The organism is Kluyvera sp. 1366 (assembly GCF_054823405.1).
Genome location: NZ_JBTRDW010000003.1, coordinates 100,342 through 120,011, shown reverse-complemented (window position 1 = coordinate 120,011; position 19,670 = coordinate 100,342). Strand labels below are relative to the sequence as shown.

Sequence of the window (19,670 nt, the reverse complement as noted above, 5' to 3'; positions counted from 1 at the left end):
ATCACAAAGGTTGCAGAATTGTATGTAACCGTTTTCATTGCTGTGATGTGATTCACGTAGTCGTTTCACATGTCCTGACAGAATAGCGCCGTTACGCGCTTGTCGCGCATTTTCAGCCTCTGTGGAACAGCTGCATGATAACGATTCGTGATGTCGCCCGTCAGGCCGGTGTGTCAGTAGCCACCGTGTCGCGTGTGCTCAACAACAGCAGTGCAGTCACCGCCGATACCCGGGAAGCCGTGCTGGCTGCCGTTGATGCGTTAGGCTATCGCCCGAACGCCAACGCGCAGGCGCTGGCTACGCAAATCAGTGACACCATTGGCGTGGTGGTGATGGATGTTTCCGATCCCTTCTTTGGCGCGCTGGTCAAAGCGGTTGATACCGTGGCGCAGCGCGTGCATAAACACGTGTTAATCAGCAACTCCTGGCATCAGGAAGAGAAAGAACGTCACGCAATTGAGGTGCTGATACGTCAACGATGTAACGCATTGGTGGTGCACGCGAAAACGCTTTCAGACGCCGAACTGACGCAGTTTATGGATCAGGTTCCCGGTATGGTATTGATTAACCGTACAATTCCCGGTTATGAACACCGCTGCGTCTGCCTGGATAACGTTACCGGCGCTCAGGTAGCCACGCGCATGTTGTTACAACAGGGACATCAACGCATCGGCTTTCTTAGTTCCAGCCACCCGATTGAGGATGTAACGCAACGACGTGAAGGCTGGCTGCAGGCCTTGTCAGAACAGGGAATCCGCCCGCAGGAGTCATGGATTGCGCATGCTGAACCTGATATGCAAGGCGGCGAAGCAGCGATGGTGGAGTTGCTGGGTCGTAACTTACATTTAACCGCGGTGTTTTCCTACAATGACGGCATGGCGGCGGGTGCATTGACCGCTTTAAAGGACAACGGCATCCAGGTTCCGCAGCATTTCTCTGTCATTGGCTTTGATGATATTCCCATCTCCCGCTACACCGATCCGCAGTTAACCACGGTCCGTTATCCTATTGTTTCTATGGCGAAACTCGCCACGGAATTAGCGCTCAAAGGTGCCGCAGGTGAGCTGGATCAGCTGGCTGTACACTGCTTTATGCCAACGCTGGTGCGTCGCCATTCTGTCGCCCAGCGGCAAATTGTGGAGTCGGTCACTAATTCAGGCGATAGCTCAGTGTAACCGTTTCCAATCTGTGATTGCATTCACAGTTAATTAACATGCCGCTCACTATGATGGCAGCGTCTTACCGGACTGAAACATCATGTAACGCTGGGAATTCCTTCTCCCAGCCGGTTTCAGTAGCCGATTGAAATAGTTCACAACACTCTTCAGGAAGCGTTTACCTACAGGGAAGTCAGGATTGCGATGGTGGCCCGGCTTTGCGTTACGCGTCCGCCCATTATCAGGTTTACAACCGACGGCGCTGTTTGCCCGCAGGCAAATAGCGCAATGAAATGCCCTACATAAAAAACCGGAGATACCATGAATAAGAAGGTTTTCACGCTCACAGCACTGGTTGCCAGCATGATGTTTGGTGCAACTGCGCACGCCGCCGATACCCGCATTGGCGTGACCATCTACAAATACGACGACAACTTCATGTCGATGGTGCGTAAGGACATTGAGAAAGAAGCAAAATCATTGGGCGGCATTCAGCTGTTGATGAATGACTCCCAAAACGACCAGTCTAAACAGAACGACCAGATTGACGTGCTGATGGCGAAAGGCGTGAAAGCGCTGGCCATCAACCTGGTGGATCCGGCTGCTGCGGCAGTGGTGATTGATAAAGCGCGTGGCAACGATGTGCCGGTGGTGTTCTTCAACAAAGAACCTAACGCCAAAGTGCTGGCCAGCTACCCGAAAGCGTATTACGTCGGTACCGACTCTAAAGAGTCAGGCATCATCCAGGGTCAGCTGATTGAGAAGCACTGGAAAGCCACGCCAGCCTGGGATCTGAACAAAGACGGTACCATCCAGTTCGTGCTGCTGAAAGGCGAGCCGGGCCATCCGGATGCCGAAGCGCGTACTAAATACGTGATCGATACCCTGAACAAAGACGGCTTGAAAACACAGCAGCTGGCGATGGATACCGCGATGTGGGATACCGCACAGGCAAAAGACAAAGTTGACGCCTGGCTCTCTGGCCCGAACGCCAACAAGATTGAAGTGATCATCGCTAATAACGATGCGATGGCGATGGGTGCGGTTGAAGCGCTGAAAGCGCACAACAAAACCAGCATTCCGGTGTTTGGTGTCGATGCACTGCCAGAAGCGCTGGCGCTGGTGAAATCAGGCGCGCTGGCCGGTACCGTGTTGAACGATGCGGAAAACCAGGCGAAAGCGACGCTGGATATTGCTAACAATCTGGCCAATGGCAAAGAGCCAACTGCAGGCACTAACTTCAAAATGGACAACAAAATCGTACGTGTTCCTTACGTACCAGTAGATAAAGAAAATCTGTCGCAGTTTGTGAAGTAATTCATCCTGGGCGCGGCATTTCGCCGCGCCTTATTGCATCTGACCAACGCTTTATTTAGCCAGGTAAATTATGGCCAGTGAGAATCCGACCACACAGCGTGAATATCTGCTGGAGATGACGAATGTCTCGAAATCATTTCCAGGAGTTAAAGCCTTAGATAATGTGAATTTAAAAGTGCGGCCGCACTCTGTTCATGCATTAATGGGCGAAAACGGCGCCGGGAAATCTACATTATTAAAATGTCTGTTTGGGATTTATAAAAAGGATACGGGGAGCATCCTGTTTCAGGGTGAGGAAATTGATTATAAGAGCTCCAAAGAGGCGCTGGAAAATGGCGTTTCCATGGTGCATCAGGAATTAAACCTGGTTCTGCAACGCAACGTCATGGATAACATGTGGCTTGGCCGTTATCCACGTAAAGGCGTGTTTGTCGATCAGGATAAAATGTATCGCGATACCAAAGCGATCTTTGATGAATTAGATATTGATATCGATCCGCGCGATAAAGTCGCCACCTTATCGGTGTCGCAGATGCAGATGATCGAAATCGCCAAAGCCTTCTCCTATGATGCCAAAATCGTCATTATGGATGAGCCGACATCATCGCTGACCGAAAAAGAAGTGAACCACTTGTTCACGATTATTCGTAAGCTGAAAGATCGTGGCTGCGGCATTGTGTATATCTCGCACAAGATGGAAGAGATATTCCAGCTGTGTGATGAGATCACCATTTTGCGTGACGGACAGTGGATCGCCACCCAGCCGCTTGAAGGTCTGGACATGGACAAAATCATCTCGATGATGGTTGGCCGTTCATTGAACCAGCGCTTCCCGGATAAAACAAACGTGCCGGGGGAAACCATTCTTGAGGTGCGCCATTTAACCTCACTGCGTCAGCCATCGATACGTGATATCTCGTTCGATCTGCGTAAAGGTGAAATTCTTGGTATTGCCGGTTTGGTGGGCGCTAAGCGTACCGACATCGTCGAAACCCTGTTTGGCATTCGCGAGAAGTCAGGCGGTACGATTAAGCTGCACGGCAAGAGTATTAATAACCACAGCGCCAACGAAGCCATTAACCACGGCTTTGCGCTGGTGACGGAAGAGCGTCGCTCCACCGGTATTTATGCGTATCTGGATATAGGCTTTAACTCGCTTATCTCCAATATTAAAAAGTATAAATCCAGCATGGGGCTGCTCGATAATAAACGCATGAAAAGCGATACCCAATGGGTCATTGATTCGATGCGCGTGAAAACGCCGGGTCATCATACGCAAATTGGTTCGCTTTCCGGTGGTAACCAACAAAAAGTGATTATTGGTCGCTGGTTATTAACGCAGCCGGAAATATTGATGCTTGATGAACCGACGCGCGGGATTGATGTGGGCGCGAAATTCGAAATCTACCAACTTATTGCCGAGTTGGCGAAGAAAGAGAAGGGCATCATTATTATCTCTTCTGAAATGCCAGAGCTGTTGGGTATTACCGATCGTATTTTAGTGATGAGTAATGGCCAGGTAGCAGGCATTGTTGATACCAAAACGACCTCGCAGAATGAAATCCTGCGTTTAGCGTCATTACACCTTTAATGAAGCAAGGGCTTTAACATGAAAGCGACTACTAAAAAGAATGCGCTAACCTGGTTAAAAGAGGGCGGCATTTACGTTGTCCTGTTTGTACTGCTGGCAATTATTATTTTCCAGGATCCAACCTTCTTAAGTTTAATGAACCTGAGTAACATTCTGACCCAATCTTCGGTGCGTATTATTATCGCACTCGGCGTGGCCGGTTTGATTGTCACCCAGGGTACGGACCTTTCAGCGGGTCGCCAGGTTGGCTTAGCGGCGGTGGTGGCAGCCACGCTGCTGCAGGCGATGGATAACGCGAACAAGGTGTTCCCGCATCTGGATACCGTACCTATTCCAGTGGTTATCCTGACCGTGTGCATCATCGGCGGTGTGATTGGTCTGGTGAACGGGGTGATCATCGCTTACCTCAAGGTAACGCCATTTATCACCACGTTGGGCACCATGATTATCGTTTACGGTATCAACTCGCTCTATTACGACTTTGTGGGTGCATCGCCAATTGCCGGTTTCGATCCTGGCTTCTCCAAATTTGCCCAAGGCTTCCTGCGTTTTGGTGATTTCAAACTGTCGTTTATCACCTTCTACGCTGTGATTGCCATCGTCTTTGTTTGGGTGCTGTGGAATAAAACTCGCTTTGGTCGCAATATCTTCGCTATCGGTGGTAACCCGGAAGCGGCGAAAGTGTCTGGTGTGAACGTGCCGTTCAACCTGATTCTGGTGTATGCCTTGTCTGGCGTGTTCTACGCGTTCGGCGGGATGCTGGAAGCAGGCCGTATCGGCAGCGCCACCAATAACCTCGGCTTTATGTATGAGCTGGATGCGATTGCGGCTTGTGTGGTCGGCGGCGTGTCGTTTGCCGGGGGCGTGGGTTCGGTGGCGGGCGTGGTGACCGGTGTCATCATCTTCACCGTGATCAACTACGGTTTGACCTACATCGGCGTTAACCCTTACTGGCAGTACATCATCAAGGGCGGCATTATCATCTTCGCCGTGGCGCTGGATTCATTGAAGTACGCACGTAAGAAGTAGTGGATTTCCCCTCACCCCAACCCTCTCCCGCAGGCGGGAGAGGGAACCGTGAGGGAACAAACATCACTTCTGCAGTTTCTCTTCCAACTCCAAAAGCTGCTCCGGCGTCACCGCCGGATAACTCTGCGCATCTTCCGGCACTTCATGCACCGCAGGAATCGGCACTAACGGGCCAAGGAAGCGCGGCTCGCGCTTCATCAAATACAAATCCGCCAGCGCACCCAAACGCGCACCCACTTCGCGGAAACGCACCGACAACATATTCTTCGGCGACGGCACCGCATAGCACTGCGCCTGAATGCCCAAATGCTGCGCGATATACAGCGCTCGCTCGCAGTGGAAGCGCTGAGTAATGATGATGAAATCGTTGGTATCGAACACTTTACGCGTGCGCACAATCGAATCCAGCGTGCGGAAGCCAGCGTAATCCAGCACGATGTCCGACGGCGCGACGCCCGCTTTGATCAAATCGCGGCGCATAGTCATCGGTTCGTTATAGCTTTGCTGCGCATTATCACCGCTCAGCAGCAGGTAATTGACCTTGCCGCTGTTATAGGCGTTCAACGCGCCCTGGATGCGATAGAGGTAATACTGATTGATCACGCCCGTGCGGTAGTACTTCGCCGTGCCCAAGACCACGCCGACCTGACGATGTGGCAACGAGGTGACATCTTCGTATATAAAGGGCGCGGTTTTCCAGCTGATCCAGCGATCCAGGCCGAGCGCGGTCGCCACCATCAGTAAGATGATGAAAAACAGACCAAAGAAAACGCGTTTAATCATGCGCGCGGGCACTCGGTTGGCAGAATTCAGAATGGATAAAGGCTACTTGAGGCGGGCGGGGGAAGCAAGTAAACGCCCGTTGGCTGACGTTTTTTTAAACGTTGCCGGATCTAAATGATCCGGCAACGGATTTATCAGATCGAAGTACGCCGATAATTACGATACTGCGGCAGCCAGAAGTTGTTGCTGACGGCTTTCGACAACACATCTTCCGACGTCACCACCGCCACGCCCGCCAGCTGCGCGGCTTTACCCACTTCAATGGCAATCAGCTTGGAAACGCCCTGAATGTCTTTGATCTCCGGCAGAACCGGGCCTTCGCCATCGTTAACCAGCGGCGAGCAGTCGGCCAATGCGCGGCTGGCGGTCATCAGCATCGAATCCGTCACGCGACTGGCTCCCGCAGCGATAACACCCAAACCGATGCCAGGGAAGATATAGGAGTTATTGCACTGGGCGATGGGATAGGTTTTCCCTTTCCAGGTGACCGGCGAGAACGGGCTGCCGGTGGCAACCAGCGCGGCGCCGTCAGTCCAGGCGATGATGTCGGCTGGCGTCGCTTCAACGCGTGAAGTCGGGTTCGACAGCGGCATAACAATCGGACGCTTGGTGTGCTTGTGCATCTCGCGAATGATCTCTTCGGTGAACAGGCCAGGTTGGCCAGACACGCCGATCAGAATATCCGGCTTGGCGTTGCGTACCACGTCGAGCAGAGAAATGGAGTCGCTGCTGGTGTCCCAATCTTTCAGGCTGTCACTCTTCTGCACCAGCTTGCTCTGGAAATTGAGCAGGTTCGGCAGCTTGTCGGTGAGCAAACCGAAGCGATCGACCATCATCACGCGGGCACGTGCTTCATCATCGCTCAACCCTTCCGACTTCATCTGCGCGATGATCTGTTCGGCGATACCGCAACCGGCAGAACCGGCACCGAGGAACACCACTTTTTGCTCGCACAGGCGGCTGCCCGCAGCGCGGCTGGCAGCGATCAGGGTACCGACGGTCACTGCGGCGGTGCCCTGAATATCGTCGTTGAAGCAGCAGATCTCATCGCGATAGCGCTCCAGCAGCGGCATGGCGTTTTTCTGCGCGAAGTCTTCGAACTGCAACAGCACGTTCGGCCAGCGACGATTCACTGCCTGAATGAACTCATTGACGAACTCTTCGTACTCTTCGCCGGTAATGCGTGGATGACGCCAGCCCATATAGAGCGGATCGTTCAGCAACTGCTGGTTGTTGGTACCAACATCCAGCACCACCGGCAGGGTGTAAGCCGGGCTGATGCCGCCACACGCGGTATACAGCGACAGTTTACCGATTGGGATGCCCATGCCGCCGATACCCAAATCGCCGAGGCCGAGAATACGTTCGCCATCGGTCACCACGATAACTTTGACATTCTGCTTGGTGGCGTTCTGCAGCATGTCTTCAATGCGGTCGCGATTGTTATAAGAGATGAACACGCCGCGCGCGCGACGGTAGATTTCAGAGAAGTGTTCACAGGCCGCGCCGACCGTTGGGGTGTAGATGATCGGCATCATCTCTTCCAGATGATTGTCGAGCAGGCGGTAGAACAGGGTTTCATTGGTATCCTGGATATTGCGCAGATAGACATGCTTGTCATTGTTGTTTTTAAAATCCAGGAACTGGCGCCAGGCACGTTCTGCCTGCTCTTCGATGGTTTCTACCGCTTCCGGTAGCAGGCCGTTGAGGTTAAATTCGTTACGTTCTTCGAGGGTGAAGGCGCTGCCTTTATTCAACAGCGGAAATTCCAGCAGGATCGGACCCGCATAAGGAATATACAGCGGGCGTTTACTTTCGTAGTCGAGTTCCATGCAGTGCTTGCTCCGGTTGCAGTGTTTTCTGACGTATCGCCGGGAAAAGGTAACGCCAGTCCATCTTGAAGTGAAGAGGTTCTGGCGCCCGATCCTATGAAAATTCCTGCAGATGTACAGCTTTTGTTAACAGGAGGTCACAAAAGCGGTAAAAGGATCACTAAACTGATGTTTTCGAAACTAAAGTAAGTGAGAAATCCTCACATCCTAACGCCTTAAGCGTCGCGCGGGTCGCGTCAAGCTGACTCAGCGTGCTGTCCTGACATTCCGCCAAAACCGCTTGCTGAATTGTCTCCAGCGCTTCGTTGCTCATGTTCATCAAAATCAGTGCAGCCTGCAGCGGCGGCAAGCTGGGGTTAAAGGCGGCGTTTTCCGCATAGCGACCGGTGAAGACCTTGCCGCTCTGGCTGCGCAGCGCCACGCCGCTGTAACTCTGGCTGTAAGGCGCGTGACTGTGATTGGCGGCGGCAATGGCGGCCTGTTGCAATGCATCGCCCGCAACCACAAAACCATGATCGACCGGCGACAGCAGACGTTCGGTGATGTTCAGATCGGCAGGGCCAAACGCATCCGGCAGGTAGTCGCCCAGCGTGCTAACCGCACGTCCCGGCAGGCTGATGCGAATCGCTGTGCCGCTGTTCAGCTCGTTCATAAACTGACGGCAATGTCCGCACGGCGTGTAGTTGACGGTAATCGCCGCCAGCTTCTCTTCACCGCGCAGCCAGGCGTGCGTAATCGCGCTTTGCTCGGCGTGCACCGTCTGCTGCAGCGGGGTATGCAGAAACTCCATGTTAGCACCGAAGTACCAGTGGCCGCTGACGCCGCGCGAAATCGCGCCGACATTGAAGTGAGACACCGTTGCCACGGCGCAGCTCGCCGCCAGCGGCAGCAGTTCCAGTGCCAGCGCATCTTCATCCAGTCCGGTAAGCTGTTTCAGTTGCGCGACATCCTGCGGACGCAATACGCCATGGAAATCCGGCGCATCCAGCAGCGGCTGAATCGCAGCTTGCAGCGCAGCGGGCAGGGCAGAAAAAGCAGTTAGGAATCGTGAATGCATGATGGGATGACCTCAGTTACGCGTTAGCGGCGATGCGCCGCCTGACGTTTTATATGTGATCCAAGTCGCTCTGACAATGCAAGCTGATTGGGTTGTTTCAACTTTGCGAGATCTCTCGCAAGTTTTAGCCCCACCAATGCATTAATAGCGGAAAAAGCAGCGGCGCCAGTAACGAGGTGATGATGCCGCAAATCACCAGCGCAAGGGAGCTGAACGCGCCTTCCTGATAATCGATCTCGGCTGCGCGCGCGGTACCTAACGCGTGCGATGCGTTACCAATTGCTAACCCGCGCGAGGATTTGTTTTTCACCTTAAACAGATTGAGCAGCATATGGCCAAACACCGCACCCAGCACGCCGGCGATAAGCACGCAGATGGCGCTTATGGCAGGAATACCGTGCAGCGATGCGGAGACCGCCATCGCAATTGGAGTGGTGACAGATTTCGGCATGATGGTGGCGGCGATTTCCGGCGTTGCGCCCATCCACAGCGCAATCGCGGTGCCCGATACCATTGCCGTGATGCTGCCGATGAAGCAGACGCTGATGATGGTTTTCCAGCGCGCGCGAATCTGATGCATCTGCTCATACAGCGGCAACGCCAGCGCTACGACTGCCGGTTGCAGCAACTGATTGAGCAGGCTGCTGCCGGCAAAGTAGCGCGTGTAAGGCAGGTGAGTCAGCAGCAGAATCGGAATGACAATCGCCATCGCCACTAACAATGGATTAACGATGGAGATATTGATTTTCGCCGCCAGTTTACGCGCCAGAAAATAGGCGATCATCGTCAGCGGCAGCGACCACCATGCATCACTCATTCGGCTTCTCCTGCGGGCGCTGCAGGCGCTCTGCGCTGAGCCCGACAATCAGCAGCACTATAAAAGTACTGACAATGCATGACACCACAATCGGCCCAAACTGCGCGGTGAGGATATCGGTATAGCCCATTACACCAACGCTAATCGGCACAAACAGCAGTGCCATATAGCGAATCAGTAAATGGCATCCGGGTTTCACCCACTCAACCGGCATGATTTGCAGACCCAGCAGCAGGAATAGCAGCAGCATGCCAATGATGCTGCCGGGAATGGTTATTGGGAGCAGGGCAGAAATCCCCATTCCGGCGTAAAGCGCCGCATAGATGATGACGAAGGCGCGCACATAGCGCCAACAAGCAGAGAGAACGGCAGGCATGTCAGACTCCTGTATTCGTAGCGCTTTATCATACGCATTAAGCGATTAGCGTGCTAGCGATCACAATACTGTCTGACCTGGTCGCCATTAATGGTGACCCCACAATGCGCAGGATCAACAGGTACAAAAAAGCCGCCCTGAGGCGGCTTGTTAGCTTACTTAACCGGCATGCCCGGTACTGCGCCGCTATCAACCGACAGCACAAACAGGTCTTTGCCGCCTGGACCCGCTGACAGCACCATACCTTCGGAAATACCGAAGCGCATTTTACGCGGCGCGAGGTTGGCGACGATGATGGTCATCTTGCCGACCAGCACCGACGGATCCGGATACGCAGCGCGAATGCCAGAGAAAATCTGACGCTTCTCGCCACCCAAATCCAGCTCCAGACGCAGCAGCTTGTCAGAACCCTCAACCAGCTCCGCTTTCTCTATCAGCGCCACGCGCATATCGACCTTGGCAAAATCATCAATGGTGATGGTGTCGCCAATCGGCGCATCAGCCAGCGGACCGGTTGCTGCAGGCTTATTCGCCGCCGCCGCATCTTCTTTCGAGGCCTCAATCAGCGCGTCGACTTTGGTCATTTCGATACGGCCATACAGCGCTTTGAACGGCGCCACTTCATGATCCAGCAACGGTTGGGCAATTGCATCCCAGCTCAGTTCGCTCTGCAGGAAGGCTTCGGCACGCTCGCTCAAAGATGGCAGCACTGGCTTCAGCCAGGTCATCAAGACGCGGAACAGGTTAATGCCCATGGAGCAAATCGCCTGCAGGTCGGCATCGCGGCCTTCTTGCTTTGCTACCACCCAAGGTGCCTGCTCATCGACATAGCGGTTGGCCAGATCGGCCAGCGCCATGATTTCACGGATCGCGCGGTTATATTCGCGGCTGGCCCAGGCTTCGCCAATCTTCTCTGAGGACGCCACAAAGGTTTGATACAACGCGGGATCGGCCAGTTCACTCGCCAGTTTGCCGCCAAAGCGTTTGGTCAGGAAGCCGGCATTACGTGACGCCAGGTTCACCACTTTGTTCACCACGTCTGCGTTCACGCGCTGCACGAAATCTTCCAGATTCAGGTCGATGTCGTCGATGCGTGAAGAGAGCTTGGCTGCGTAGTAATAGCGCAGGCTATCGGCATCCAGATGCTGCAACCAGGTGCTGGCTTTAATAAAGGTGCCGCGCGATTTAGACATCTTCGCGCCGTTCACCGTCACATAACCGTGTACGAACAGGTTGGTTGGCTTGCGGAAGTTGCTGCCTTCCAGCATCGCTGGCCAGAACAGGCTGTGGAAATAGACGATGTCTTTACCGATGAAGTGATACAGCTCAGTAGTGGAATCTTTCTTCCAGAACTCGTCGAAATCGATATCACCGCGTTTGTCGCACAGGTTTTTGAATGAACCCATGTAACCGATTGGTGCATCCAGCCAGACGTAGAAGTATTTGCCCGGCGCGCCAGGGATTTCGAAGCCGAAGTAAGGCGCATCGCGGGAGATATCCCACTGCTGCAAGCCAGACTCGAACCACTCTTGCATCTTGTTAGCCACCTGCTCTTGCAGTGCGCCTGAACGCGTCCACGCCTGCAGCATCGCGCTGAAAGAGGGCAGATCAAAGAAGAAGTGCTCGGAATCGCGCAGCACCGGCGTCGCGCCAGAGACCACCGATTTCGGGTCGATCAGCTCGGTTGGGCTGTAGGTTGCGCTACACACTTCGCAGTTATCGCCATATTGATCCGGTGACTTACATTTCGGGCAGGTGCCTTTCACGAAACGGTCCGGCAGGAACATGCCTTTCTCAGGATCGTACAGCTGCGAAATGGTGCGGTTTTTAATGAAGCCGTTCTCTTTCAGGCGACCATAAATCAGCTCGGACAGTTGACGGTTTTCGTCACCGTGCGTCGAGTGATAGTTGTCGTAGCTGATATTGAAGCCAGCAAAATCCGTTTCGTGCTCCTGCTTCATCTCCGCGATCATCTGCTCCGGCGCGATGCCAAGCTGCTGAGCTTTCAGCATGATAGGCGTGCCGTGAGCGTCGTCTGCACAGATGAAGTGAACCTGGTTGCCACGCATTCGCTGGTAACGGACCCAAATGTCAGCCTGAATGTGTTCAAGCATGTGACCGAGATGGATTGAACCGTTTGCGTACGGCAGTGCGCACGTTACCAGAATTTTTTTAGCGACTTGAGTCATGTTTGCGTAGCGTTCCGTTGAAGAAAAATCGGTGTTAGATGTTAACCGAAGCACCCTCTGGCGTAAACACAGCTGGACATCCACGTCACTTTTAGCGCCTATCTGATATTATTGAACAGACACCGCCGCAATCTGGCGTGATGAATAAACAAGGAGAGGGGATGACTTCACAATCCCAGCAACATCATTCACCTGAGGCGCTGCGAGCATTGGTTATCGGCGTGTTGAGTGACTTTGAACATCCGACGCTGCAACATAACCTGACCACGCTGAAAGCCCTGCGCCATGTCGCGCTGCTGGATGACAAGCTGCATATCGAACTGGTGATGCCATTCGCGTGGGCCAGCGCTTTTGAAGAGCTGAAAGCGCAAACCAGCGCCGAACTGCTGCGCCTGACGGACGCCAGCGCCATTGACTGGCGACTGCGCCACGACATCGCCACGCTGAAGCGGGTGAAAAACCATCCGGGCGCGACCGGTGTGAAGAACATCATCGCCGTGAGTTCAGGCAAAGGTGGCGTGGGCAAATCCAGCACCGCCGTGAATATGGCGCTGGCGCTGATCGCCGAAGGGGCGCGCGTGGGAATTCTTGATGCGGATATTTACGGTCCGTCGATCCCCAACATGCTCGGCACCGAAAATCAGCGTCCGACTTCGCCGGATGGTACGCATATGGCACCGATTATGGCGCACGGACTGGCAACCAATTCGATTGGTTATCTGGTCACCGACGACAACGCCATGGTGTGGCGCGGTCCAATGGCCAGCAAAGCCCTGATGCAGCTCCTCAACGAAACTCTGTGGCCTGATCTCGATTATCTGATCCTCGATATGCCGCCAGGCACCGGCGATATTCAGCTGACGCTGGCGCAAAACGTGCCGGTGACCGGCGCGTTAGTGGTCACCACGCCGCAGGACATCGCCTTGATTGATGCGCGTAAAGGGATGGTGATGTTCGAGAAAGTGAGCGTGCCGGTGCTGGGCGTGGTCGAGAACATGAGCATGCATATCTGCAGCCAATGCGGACATCACGAGCCGATTTTCGGCACCGGCGGTGCGCAGAAGCTGGTGGAAGATTACAGCACCCGTTTGCTGGCCCAGCTGCCGCTGCACATTACGCTGCGTGAAGATCTGGATGATGGCGAACCGACCGTGGTGCGCCGTCCGGACAGTGATTTCACCGCGCTCTACCGCCAACTGGCGGGTCGCGTTGCAGCGCAGCTCTATTGGCAGGGAGAAATTATCCCTGGCGATATCGCGTTCCGCGCCGTTTAACGCCGTCCATTTCCGCTGGCGCGGGTCGCCAGCGGGAAATGCATCAGCACATATTTTCCCTGCTCGCTCTCGCCAACTGCTTCGCGCCGCCAGCCATGTTTGAGATAAAAATCCATCGCTACCTGATTCTGTTGCAGGCATTTCAAGGCGCCCGTCGAGCTAAATCGCGACTGCACTTTTTCTAACAGCGCGCTGCCTACGCCTTGTCCCTGCGCATCGGGATCGACGTACAGGCTATGCAGGAAGTTGTCATTATCCAGCACCGCCGCAAACCCCACGCGATGCCCGTCCAGTTCAGCGACCAGCACGGTTTCACCCAAAATCACCGCATCGAAATCTTCTAACTGCCAATCATCGCCCTCCAGCCACGTCCAGTTATGGCGTCGCGCGGCAAGATAGAGCGTGCGCAGAAAGGGCCGATCGGCTTCGTCAAAAAAACGTATATGCACCTATTTGCTCCGTCAGTTAGGTATTTGAATAAAACTAGCAGTTTCACCGCAAAAAGATAAAGCCTGACAGAACCGCGCCCTTTTTGTGTAGAATGCCTCCGCGAGCCGCATGAAATCAGGTGTCGGCGCTTTGATAGCTTTTGGTTATCTGATTGATAACGTCTGCATATTAGAAGTTGGCCCGAAAATTCTGTAGCCTGCATCACATCTTTTAACGGAGGTCACCATGTCCATCATTAATACCAAGATCAAACCATTTAAAAACGCAGCGTTCAAAAACGGCGAATTCATCGAAGTCACCGAGAAAGACGTTGAAGGTAAATGGAGTGTTTTCTTCTTCTACCCGGCTGACTTCACCTTCGTATGCCCAACCGAACTGGGTGACGTTGCAGACCATCACGCAGAGTTCCAGAAACTGGGTGTAGATATCTACTCTGTTTCTACTGACACGCACTTTACCCACAAAGCCTGGCACGGTTCTTCTGACACCATCGCGAAAATCAAATACGCAATGATCGGTGACCCAACTGGCGCGCTGACCCGTAACTTCGAAATCATGCGCGAAGACGAAGGTCTGGCAGACCGCGGTACCTTCATCGTTGACCCGCAAGGCATCATCCAGGCGATCGAAATCACTGCAGAAGGCATTGGCCGTGACGCATCTGACCTGATCCGTAAAGTGAAAGCCGCTCAGTACGTTGCTTCTCACCCAGGTGAAGTTTGCCCGGCAAAATGGAAAGAAGGCGAAGCAACGCTGGCTCCATCACTGGACCTGGTTGGCAAAATCTAAGTTAGCTGCCATTCGATCTTTCTCTATCGGGTGCTACGGCACCCGATTTTCATGACAGGAACTCACTATGCTCGACACCAATTTAAAAACCCAACTCAAGGCTTACCTTGAGAAACTAACGAAACCGGTTGAGTTGATTGCCACATTGGATGATGGCGCCAAATCGGCAGAGATTCGCTCTCTGTTGGCCGATATCGCGGGCTTGTCAGACAAAGTCAGCTTCCGCGAAGAGAACGATCGTCCGGTGCGTAAACCCTCTTTCCTGATCACTAACCCAGGCAGCCAGAGCGGTCCGCGTTTTGCCGGTTCGCCAATGGGTCACGAATTTACTTCACTGGTTTTAGCCCTGCTGCAAACCGGTGGACACCCTTCGAAAGAAGCGCAGAGCCTGCTGGATCAGGTTGTGGCTTTGGAAGGCGACTTCCACTTCGAAACTTATTATTCCCTGTCGTGCCACAACTGTCCTGACGTGGTGCAGGCGCTGAACCTGATGGCGGTGCTGAACCCGCGTATCAGCCATACCGCGATTGACGGCGGTATGTTCCAGAACGAAATCACCGAGCGCAACGTGATGGGCGTGCCGGCGGTGTTCCTCAACGGCAAAGAGTTCGGTCAGGGCCGTCTGAGCCTGGCGGAAATCGTCGGTAAAGTGGACACCAACGCCGACAAGCGCGCGGCGGAAGAGCTGAACAAACGTGAAGCCTACGAAGTATTGATCGTCGGCAGCGGCCCGGCGGGCGCAGCAGCGGCCATCTACTCGGCACGTAAAGGCATCCGTACTGGCCTGATGGGCGAGCGTTTCGGTGGTCAGGTGCTGGATACCGTAGACATTGAAAACTACATCTCCGTACCTAAAACCGAAGGCGCGAAGCTGGCCGGTTCTCTGCGTGCCCACGTTGATGATTACGATGTTGATGTGATTGATACCCAGAGCGCCATCAAGCTGATTCCTGCGGCGAAAGAGGGCGGTCTGCACGCAATTGAAACCGCATCTGGCGCAGTACTAAAATCCCGCAGCATCATCATTGCTACCGGCGCACGCTGGCGCAACATGGGCGTACCGGGCGAAGAGCAGTATCGCACCAAGGGCGTAACCTATTGCCCGCACTGCGACGGCCCGCTGTTTAAAGGCAAACGCACTGCGGTGATCGGCGGCGGTAACTCAGGCGTGGAAGCGGCAATCGATTTGGCCGGTATTGTTGAGCACGTGACGCTGCTGGAATTTGCCAGCGAAATGCGCGCCGACAAAGTGCTGCAGGACAAACTGCGCAGCCTGAAAAACGTCGATGTGATTCTGAACGCACAGACCACCGAAGTGAAAGGCGACGGCAGCAAAGTTACCAGCCTGACCTACATTGACCGTAACAATCAGAGCAGCCACGAAATCGCGCTGAGCGGCATCTTCGTGCAGATTGGTTTGCTGCCGAACACCACCTTCCTGGAAGGTGCGGTTGAGCGCAACAAGATGGGCGAAATCATCATTGATGCCAAGTGCGAAACCAGCCTGAAAGGCGTGTTTGCCGCAGGCGACTGCACCACGGTGCCGTACAAGCAGATCATCATCGCCAGCGGTGAAGGCGCGAAAGCCTCACTCAGCGCCTTTGATTATCTGATTCGCACCAAACCGGCTGAATAAGTTTTGCGATAGCCACGCAATAGCCCTGCAACGCATGTTGCGGGGCTTTTTTTTATTTGAAAAAACAATGATTAGCCTAACCAGCGTATGGCTTGCGCATCGCTAATATCGCGGTAATAGATTTTATGCAGCCGTTCGCCACAGCCTTTACATTGTGCTTCAACATGAGTAGAGAAGTAGGCTCGCCCGGTGGGAGAAATAGCGCCTTTGCGGGAAATACGGATGTTGTGCCATTTGTGTGCATGCGGAATAAAGCTGAAGAATTTTAATTTCATTATCGCTACCGGAATGGAGTGGGCGGTGTTTATCTTCAAATCCGGAGCGCAATTAGGCCCGTTTTCTGGCGTAATAAATTTGATAAGTATCAAGGTGATTAAAACTTTGCTTATTTCACCGCGCTTCTGTTGCTTCCGGTGCGAATAAAAATAGATTCGCACCGGATTATTTGATCGCGGAAGGATTACAGCGTTAGCGCCATAAACACGATTTCATCACTAAACCGTGCAACCTCCTGTTTCATACTGCTCACCACCTTAAAACCTTTCTTGCGATAGATCATAGCTGCCGGGTTCGATTGCCAGACGCATAAGGTGATGCGGCGCATTTTTTGCTGTTTGGCTTGATCCTTAAGCTTTGACAAAATTTGATTGAAATAGCCTTTTCCCTGTTCCTCTGGCAGCAGCGCCACACTGCAAATGAAGAAATCGTCCGGCTGGCGGTGCTGATTCACGAAACTGTCGTAAGCCACATCGAGCGGAAATACTTCCTGACGATAGCCATATGCCACCTTGATATGATCGTAATCCTGAATCGGCGCAGCGTTAACGAAACCCACCATTTTTCCCTGCGGATTATAAATCACGGCAATCTGTTGCAGGAAAGGCTGGATATTTTGCCGCTGCTGTAGGGTGGTTATATCAGTGGCATAAATATTATCGACCGAGCAGTATTCCAGATAGCTGGTGGTGAAAATTAATTTCGCCATCGCGAGCTGTTCTTGCTTGTCTGTAATACTTCCCGGTTTGAAGATCAGTGGCGACACTTTCTGACCATCAATCGGCTGCCAGAAATCACCTGCTTTAATATTCTTTGCGGTAAGCGCAATTAAAAAATCGCTGAATAATGCATTCACTTTATCCAGTTGCGGATCCTGAGAGAGCACGCCGTAATAGTGATAATAGGGAATTTCAGCACGCAGCTGCGGCGCATAAGCAATTTGCAGGATATCGCATTCAGAAAGCAAAGGTACCAGTTCACCTAACTGCAGAGGATCGCTTAATTGCCAGTCGCGTTGTGCTAGCTGAGTAATCGTATGCTGATAATGCTGCTGCTCTTCACCACTCAGCGGGCGACGTTCACCGCTGAGAATATCCTCAGTCAGGCGCATGCCTTTAATCCCGCTCACGCGATGCTGCTGAACATCAAAACCCCATACGGCAAACCGGCTGAAATCCTGATGGCTGAGCTGCGTGACCTGCAATTGCTCGCACCATAACTGGTAAAAAGGTTCGAAGATGGCGCGTTCGCTTTCCGGCGTTTTTGCTGGAATTGGCTGAGGCCAGCCGCGATACACCGCACTGAGCTGCCGTTGTAAATTCTGCAACACCGGATTGTTTTGATGACTGATGATCATGCCGGTTTCATCGGTGAAGAGATTCAGCCAATTTATTTGCTGCTGTTCTGCCGTAAAATCAGGCAGTTCAGGATGACAGAGAAACAGCGTCGCAGGCTGAGCGGGAAGTGTATCGGCATCCATATAAACGCCGCCGCACCGATTGAGAATCGCCAGGCGGAAGAAGTCAGAGAGCGTAGCGTAATAGCGCTTATCATGCAGTTGCTGCAGCACATCGATCAGGGCGCCATCAAATGACTGCATCAGTGCGCTCAGGCTGTTGACCTGCACCAGCGCATCAGGCAGAAACAGCGTGCCAGCATGAAAGGGGCTATTTCCCTGCTGAGCGACGAAGCGATCCTCTGCCGCCAGATGCTGTGCATTCCACACCCATAGCGTTTGCCGGAAATCACTGCGACTGGCTTCTATCGCGCGTTGCCATTGGGCAATGGTGCGGTTGACGTTGAGTGGTGATGGTCCGCCGAGCCAGACGCGATGGAGCGTGCATTCATTACCTGTCAGTCGGCTGGTGGGCACCGCGAACATCGAAGAGAGTTCCGCAACGCACACCTCGTGCGGCTGATGTTCCACTTGCCACTGTTTAAACTGCCGTAACGCTTGTTGCCAGTCTGCTGTCGCGGGATAGGTAAAGCGCTTTTTAAGCGCGGCGAGTTGGCGTTCGTAATGAGGTAAAAACGTTTCGCGCGTCATCATCAGATTTCGCTCCCGGCTGGTTGAGCAACATAGCCTTGCGGATTCTGCGTATGCCAGCGCCATGCGTCGCGCAGCATGTCTTCGAGGCCGCGAGTTGCTTGCCAGCCCAGTTCTTTTTTCGCCTGACCGGGATCGGATAAGCAGATGGCGACATCGCCGGGACGACGCGGGCGCATATCGAGCGGCACGCTTCGGCCGCTCACCTGTTCAAACATCTGCACGATTTCCAGCACCGAGTAGCCTTGTCCGGTACCCAGGTTGTAATGGCGATAGCCCGGTTTGAGATGATTTAGCGCCTGAATATGACCTTCGGCTAAATCCATCACGTGGATGTAGTCGCGCACGCCGGTGCCGTCGGGCGTTGCATAGTCATCACCAAATACCGGCAGATGGCTTCTTAGTCCATTGGCAACCTGAAACAGATAGGGCAGCAAATTGTTGGGAATCCCTTCAGGATGCTCACCAAGCTGGCCGGAGGGATGTGCGCCGGCAGGATTGAAATAGCGCAGTGCGGTAATGGCTAACTCAGGTTGTGCATCAACCACTTCACCCATGATCTTCTCCACCATATATTTGGAGGCGCCATAAGGGTTGGTGGTATTGCCGGTATCACAGTTCTCACACAGCGGAATCTTTACCGGAATGCCATAAACCGTGGCGGATGAGCTGAAAATAAGTTTTTTCACCTGATGCTGCTTCATGGTTTCCAGCAGCATTAGCGTTCCGGCAATATTGTTTTGATAATACTTCAGCGGTTTCTGCAGCGATTCATTTACCGATTTCAGCCCAGCCATATGAATAACCGCATCAATCGGCTGATGGCTAAATACCAGATTTAGATCGGCGCGGCGGCGAATATCGCCCTGATGAAACGTCATTTTCTTTCCGCTTAACGCTTCGACACGCGTTAAGGCCAGCGGTGAGCTATTACACAAATTATCCAGCACGATCACACGATGGTTTTTCTGCAGCAGGCTAAGGGCAATGTGTGAGCCAATATAGCCCGCACCGCCAGTAATTAAGACATTCATTTACGTACACTCCATG

General features: G+C 53.3%; 17 protein-coding genes. 7 read left to right on the top strand and 10 right to left on the bottom strand.

Features of this window, described 5'->3' with window-relative positions; all coding sequences use genetic code 11:
- The first annotated feature begins 134 nt into the window (after positions 1-134).
- The 4 genes from galS (at position 135) to mglC (ending at position 5,094) form a co-directional block, all read left to right on the top strand.
- A complete protein-coding gene (galS, locus tag ACVLVH_RS07355; protein WP_110866612.1) occupies positions 135-1,175 on the top strand; it encodes an HTH-type transcriptional regulator GalS in 1,041 nt (346 codons plus the stop codon).
- Between the two features lie 303 nt (positions 1,176-1,478).
- Positions 1,479-2,474: a galactose/glucose ABC transporter substrate-binding protein MglB gene (gene mglB / locus ACVLVH_RS07350; RefSeq protein WP_101763715.1), complete on the top strand. Its 996-nt coding sequence runs from the start codon at positions 1,479-1,481 to the stop codon at positions 2,472-2,474.
- A gap of 70 nt (positions 2,475-2,544) precedes the next feature.
- Positions 2,545-4,065, top strand: coding sequence for a galactose/methyl galactoside ABC transporter ATP-binding protein MglA (mglA, locus tag ACVLVH_RS07345; protein ID WP_110866613.1), 1,521 nt, complete (start codon positions 2,545-2,547; stop codon positions 4,063-4,065).
- An 18-nt stretch (positions 4,066-4,083) separates the two neighbouring features.
- Positions 4,084-5,094 (top strand): galactose/methyl galactoside ABC transporter permease MglC, encoded by a 1,011-nt coding sequence (mglC, locus tag ACVLVH_RS07340; protein WP_007889502.1) that lies wholly within the window; start codon positions 4,084-4,086, stop codon positions 5,092-5,094.
- Positions 5,095-5,157: 63 nt separating this feature from the next.
- Here the strand turns inward: mglC and sanA are convergent, their stop codons facing one another.
- The 6 genes from sanA to metG all read right to left on the bottom strand — a co-directional run bounded on the left by sanA (position 5,158) and on the right by metG (position 12,148).
- A complete protein-coding gene (gene sanA, locus ACVLVH_RS07335; protein ID WP_008104952.1) occupies positions 5,158-5,877 on the bottom strand; it encodes an outer membrane permeability protein SanA in 720 nt (239 codons plus the stop codon).
- A gap of 134 nt (positions 5,878-6,011) precedes the next feature.
- Positions 6,012-7,709, bottom strand: a complete 1,698-nt coding sequence (locus ACVLVH_RS07330; RefSeq protein ID WP_176972365.1) for an NAD-dependent malic enzyme — start codon at positions 7,707-7,709, stop codon at positions 6,012-6,014.
- Positions 7,710-7,869: 160 nt separating this feature from the next.
- Positions 7,870-8,766 carry a cytidine deaminase gene (cdd, locus tag ACVLVH_RS07325; RefSeq protein WP_498949114.1) on the bottom strand — a complete coding sequence of 299 codons (897 nt, stop codon included), beginning with the start codon at positions 8,764-8,766 and terminating at the stop codon, positions 7,870-7,872.
- A gap of 124 nt (positions 8,767-8,890) precedes the next feature.
- Positions 8,891-9,583, bottom strand: a complete 693-nt coding sequence (locus ACVLVH_RS07320; RefSeq protein WP_222233708.1) for a CidB/LrgB family autolysis modulator — start codon at positions 9,581-9,583, stop codon at positions 8,891-8,893.
- A complete protein-coding gene (locus ACVLVH_RS07315) occupies positions 9,576-9,959 on the bottom strand; it encodes a CidA/LrgA family protein (protein ID WP_309833941.1) in 384 nt (127 codons plus the stop codon). The genes ACVLVH_RS07320 and ACVLVH_RS07315 overlap by 8 nt, the downstream gene beginning before the upstream one ends.
- A 155-nt stretch (positions 9,960-10,114) precedes the next feature.
- Positions 10,115-12,148 (bottom strand): methionine--tRNA ligase, encoded by a 2,034-nt coding sequence (gene metG, locus ACVLVH_RS07310; protein ID WP_309833943.1) that lies wholly within the window; start codon positions 12,146-12,148, stop codon positions 10,115-10,117.
- 161 nt (positions 12,149-12,309) lie between these two features.
- Between metG and apbC the strand changes: the two genes are divergently transcribed.
- Complete coding sequence (gene apbC, locus ACVLVH_RS07305) at positions 12,310-13,422, top strand: iron-sulfur cluster carrier protein ApbC (RefSeq protein ID WP_192411509.1); 1,113 nt, start codon at positions 12,310-12,312, stop codon at positions 13,420-13,422.
- Here apbC and ACVLVH_RS07300 read toward each other — a convergent pair.
- On the bottom strand, positions 13,419-13,871 hold the full coding sequence (locus tag ACVLVH_RS07300; RefSeq protein ID WP_192411510.1) for a GNAT family N-acetyltransferase: 453 nt from the start codon (positions 13,869-13,871) through the stop codon (positions 13,419-13,421). The two genes, apbC and ACVLVH_RS07300, sit on opposite strands and share 4 nt — an antisense overlap.
- A 226-nt stretch (positions 13,872-14,097) precedes the next feature.
- On the opposite strand from ACVLVH_RS07300, the gene ahpC reads away from it, so the two are divergent.
- Entirely contained in the window at positions 14,098-14,661 is a 564-nt protein-coding gene (gene ahpC, locus ACVLVH_RS07295; protein WP_192411511.1) for an alkyl hydroperoxide reductase subunit C, read from the top strand.
- 67 nt (positions 14,662-14,728) lie between these two features.
- Positions 14,729-16,297 carry an alkyl hydroperoxide reductase subunit F gene (gene ahpF, locus ACVLVH_RS07290; protein WP_192411512.1) on the top strand — a complete coding sequence of 523 codons (1,569 nt, stop codon included), beginning with the start codon at positions 14,729-14,731 and terminating at the stop codon, positions 16,295-16,297.
- A gap of 71 nt (positions 16,298-16,368) precedes the next feature.
- On the opposite strand, the gene ACVLVH_RS07285 is transcribed toward ahpF, so the two are convergent.
- The 3 genes from ACVLVH_RS07285 to galE all read right to left on the bottom strand — a co-directional run bounded on the left by ACVLVH_RS07285 (position 16,369) and on the right by galE (position 19,654).
- Complete coding sequence (locus ACVLVH_RS07285) at positions 16,369-16,572, bottom strand: hypothetical protein (RefSeq protein ID WP_101763330.1); 204 nt, start codon at positions 16,570-16,572, stop codon at positions 16,369-16,371.
- Between the two features lie 185 nt (positions 16,573-16,757).
- Positions 16,758-18,623 (bottom strand): GNAT family N-acetyltransferase, encoded by a 1,866-nt coding sequence (locus tag ACVLVH_RS07280; RefSeq protein ID WP_498949113.1) that lies wholly within the window; start codon positions 18,621-18,623, stop codon positions 16,758-16,760.
- On the bottom strand, positions 18,623-19,654 hold the full coding sequence (gene galE / locus ACVLVH_RS07275; RefSeq protein ID WP_192411514.1) for a UDP-glucose 4-epimerase GalE: 1,032 nt from the start codon (positions 19,652-19,654) through the stop codon (positions 18,623-18,625). The genes ACVLVH_RS07280 and galE overlap by 1 nt, the downstream gene beginning before the upstream one ends.
- Positions 19,655-19,670: the final 16 nt, after the last annotated feature.

Bases quoted from the DNA above. Each gene is read 5' to 3' on its own strand.
- galS (WP_110866612.1), top strand. From the start codon at position 135: ATGATAACGATTCGTGATGTCGCCCGTCAGGCCGGTGTGTCAGTAGCC.
- mglB (WP_101763715.1), top strand. From the start codon at position 1,479: ATGAATAAGAAGGTTTTCACGCTCACAGCACTGGTTGCCAGCATGATG.
- mglA (WP_110866613.1), top strand. From the start codon at position 2,545: ATGGCCAGTGAGAATCCGACCACACAGCGTGAATATCTGCTGGAGATG.
- mglC (WP_007889502.1), top strand. From the start codon at position 4,084: ATGAAAGCGACTACTAAAAAGAATGCGCTAACCTGGTTAAAAGAGGGC.
- sanA (WP_008104952.1), bottom strand. From the start codon at position 5,877: ATGATTAAACGCGTTTTCTTTGGTCTGTTTTTCATCATCTTACTGATG.
- ACVLVH_RS07330 (WP_176972365.1), bottom strand. From the start codon at position 7,709: ATGGAACTCGACTACGAAAGTAAACGCCCGCTGTATATTCCTTATGCG.
- cdd (WP_498949114.1), bottom strand. From the start codon at position 8,766: ATGCATTCACGATTCCTAACTGCTTTTTCTGCCCTGCCCGCTGCGCTG.
- ACVLVH_RS07320 (WP_222233708.1), bottom strand. From the start codon at position 9,583: ATGAGTGATGCATGGTGGTCGCTGCCGCTGACGATGATCGCCTATTTT.
- ACVLVH_RS07315 (WP_309833941.1), bottom strand. From the start codon at position 9,959: ATGCCTGCCGTTCTCTCTGCTTGTTGGCGCTATGTGCGCGCCTTCGTC.
- metG (WP_309833943.1), bottom strand. From the start codon at position 12,148: ATGACTCAAGTCGCTAAAAAAATTCTGGTAACGTGCGCACTGCCGTAC.
- apbC (WP_192411509.1), top strand. From the start codon at position 12,310: ATGACTTCACAATCCCAGCAACATCATTCACCTGAGGCGCTGCGAGCA.
- ahpC (WP_192411511.1), top strand. From the start codon at position 14,098: ATGTCCATCATTAATACCAAGATCAAACCATTTAAAAACGCAGCGTTC.
- ahpF (WP_192411512.1), top strand. From the start codon at position 14,729: ATGCTCGACACCAATTTAAAAACCCAACTCAAGGCTTACCTTGAGAAA.
- ACVLVH_RS07285 (WP_101763330.1), bottom strand. From the start codon at position 16,572: ATGAAATTAAAATTCTTCAGCTTTATTCCGCATGCACACAAATGGCAC.
- ACVLVH_RS07280 (WP_498949113.1), bottom strand. From the start codon at position 18,623: ATGATGACGCGCGAAACGTTTTTACCTCATTACGAACGCCAACTCGCC.
- galE (WP_192411514.1), bottom strand. From the start codon at position 19,654: ATGAATGTCTTAATTACTGGCGGTGCGGGCTATATTGGCTCACACATT.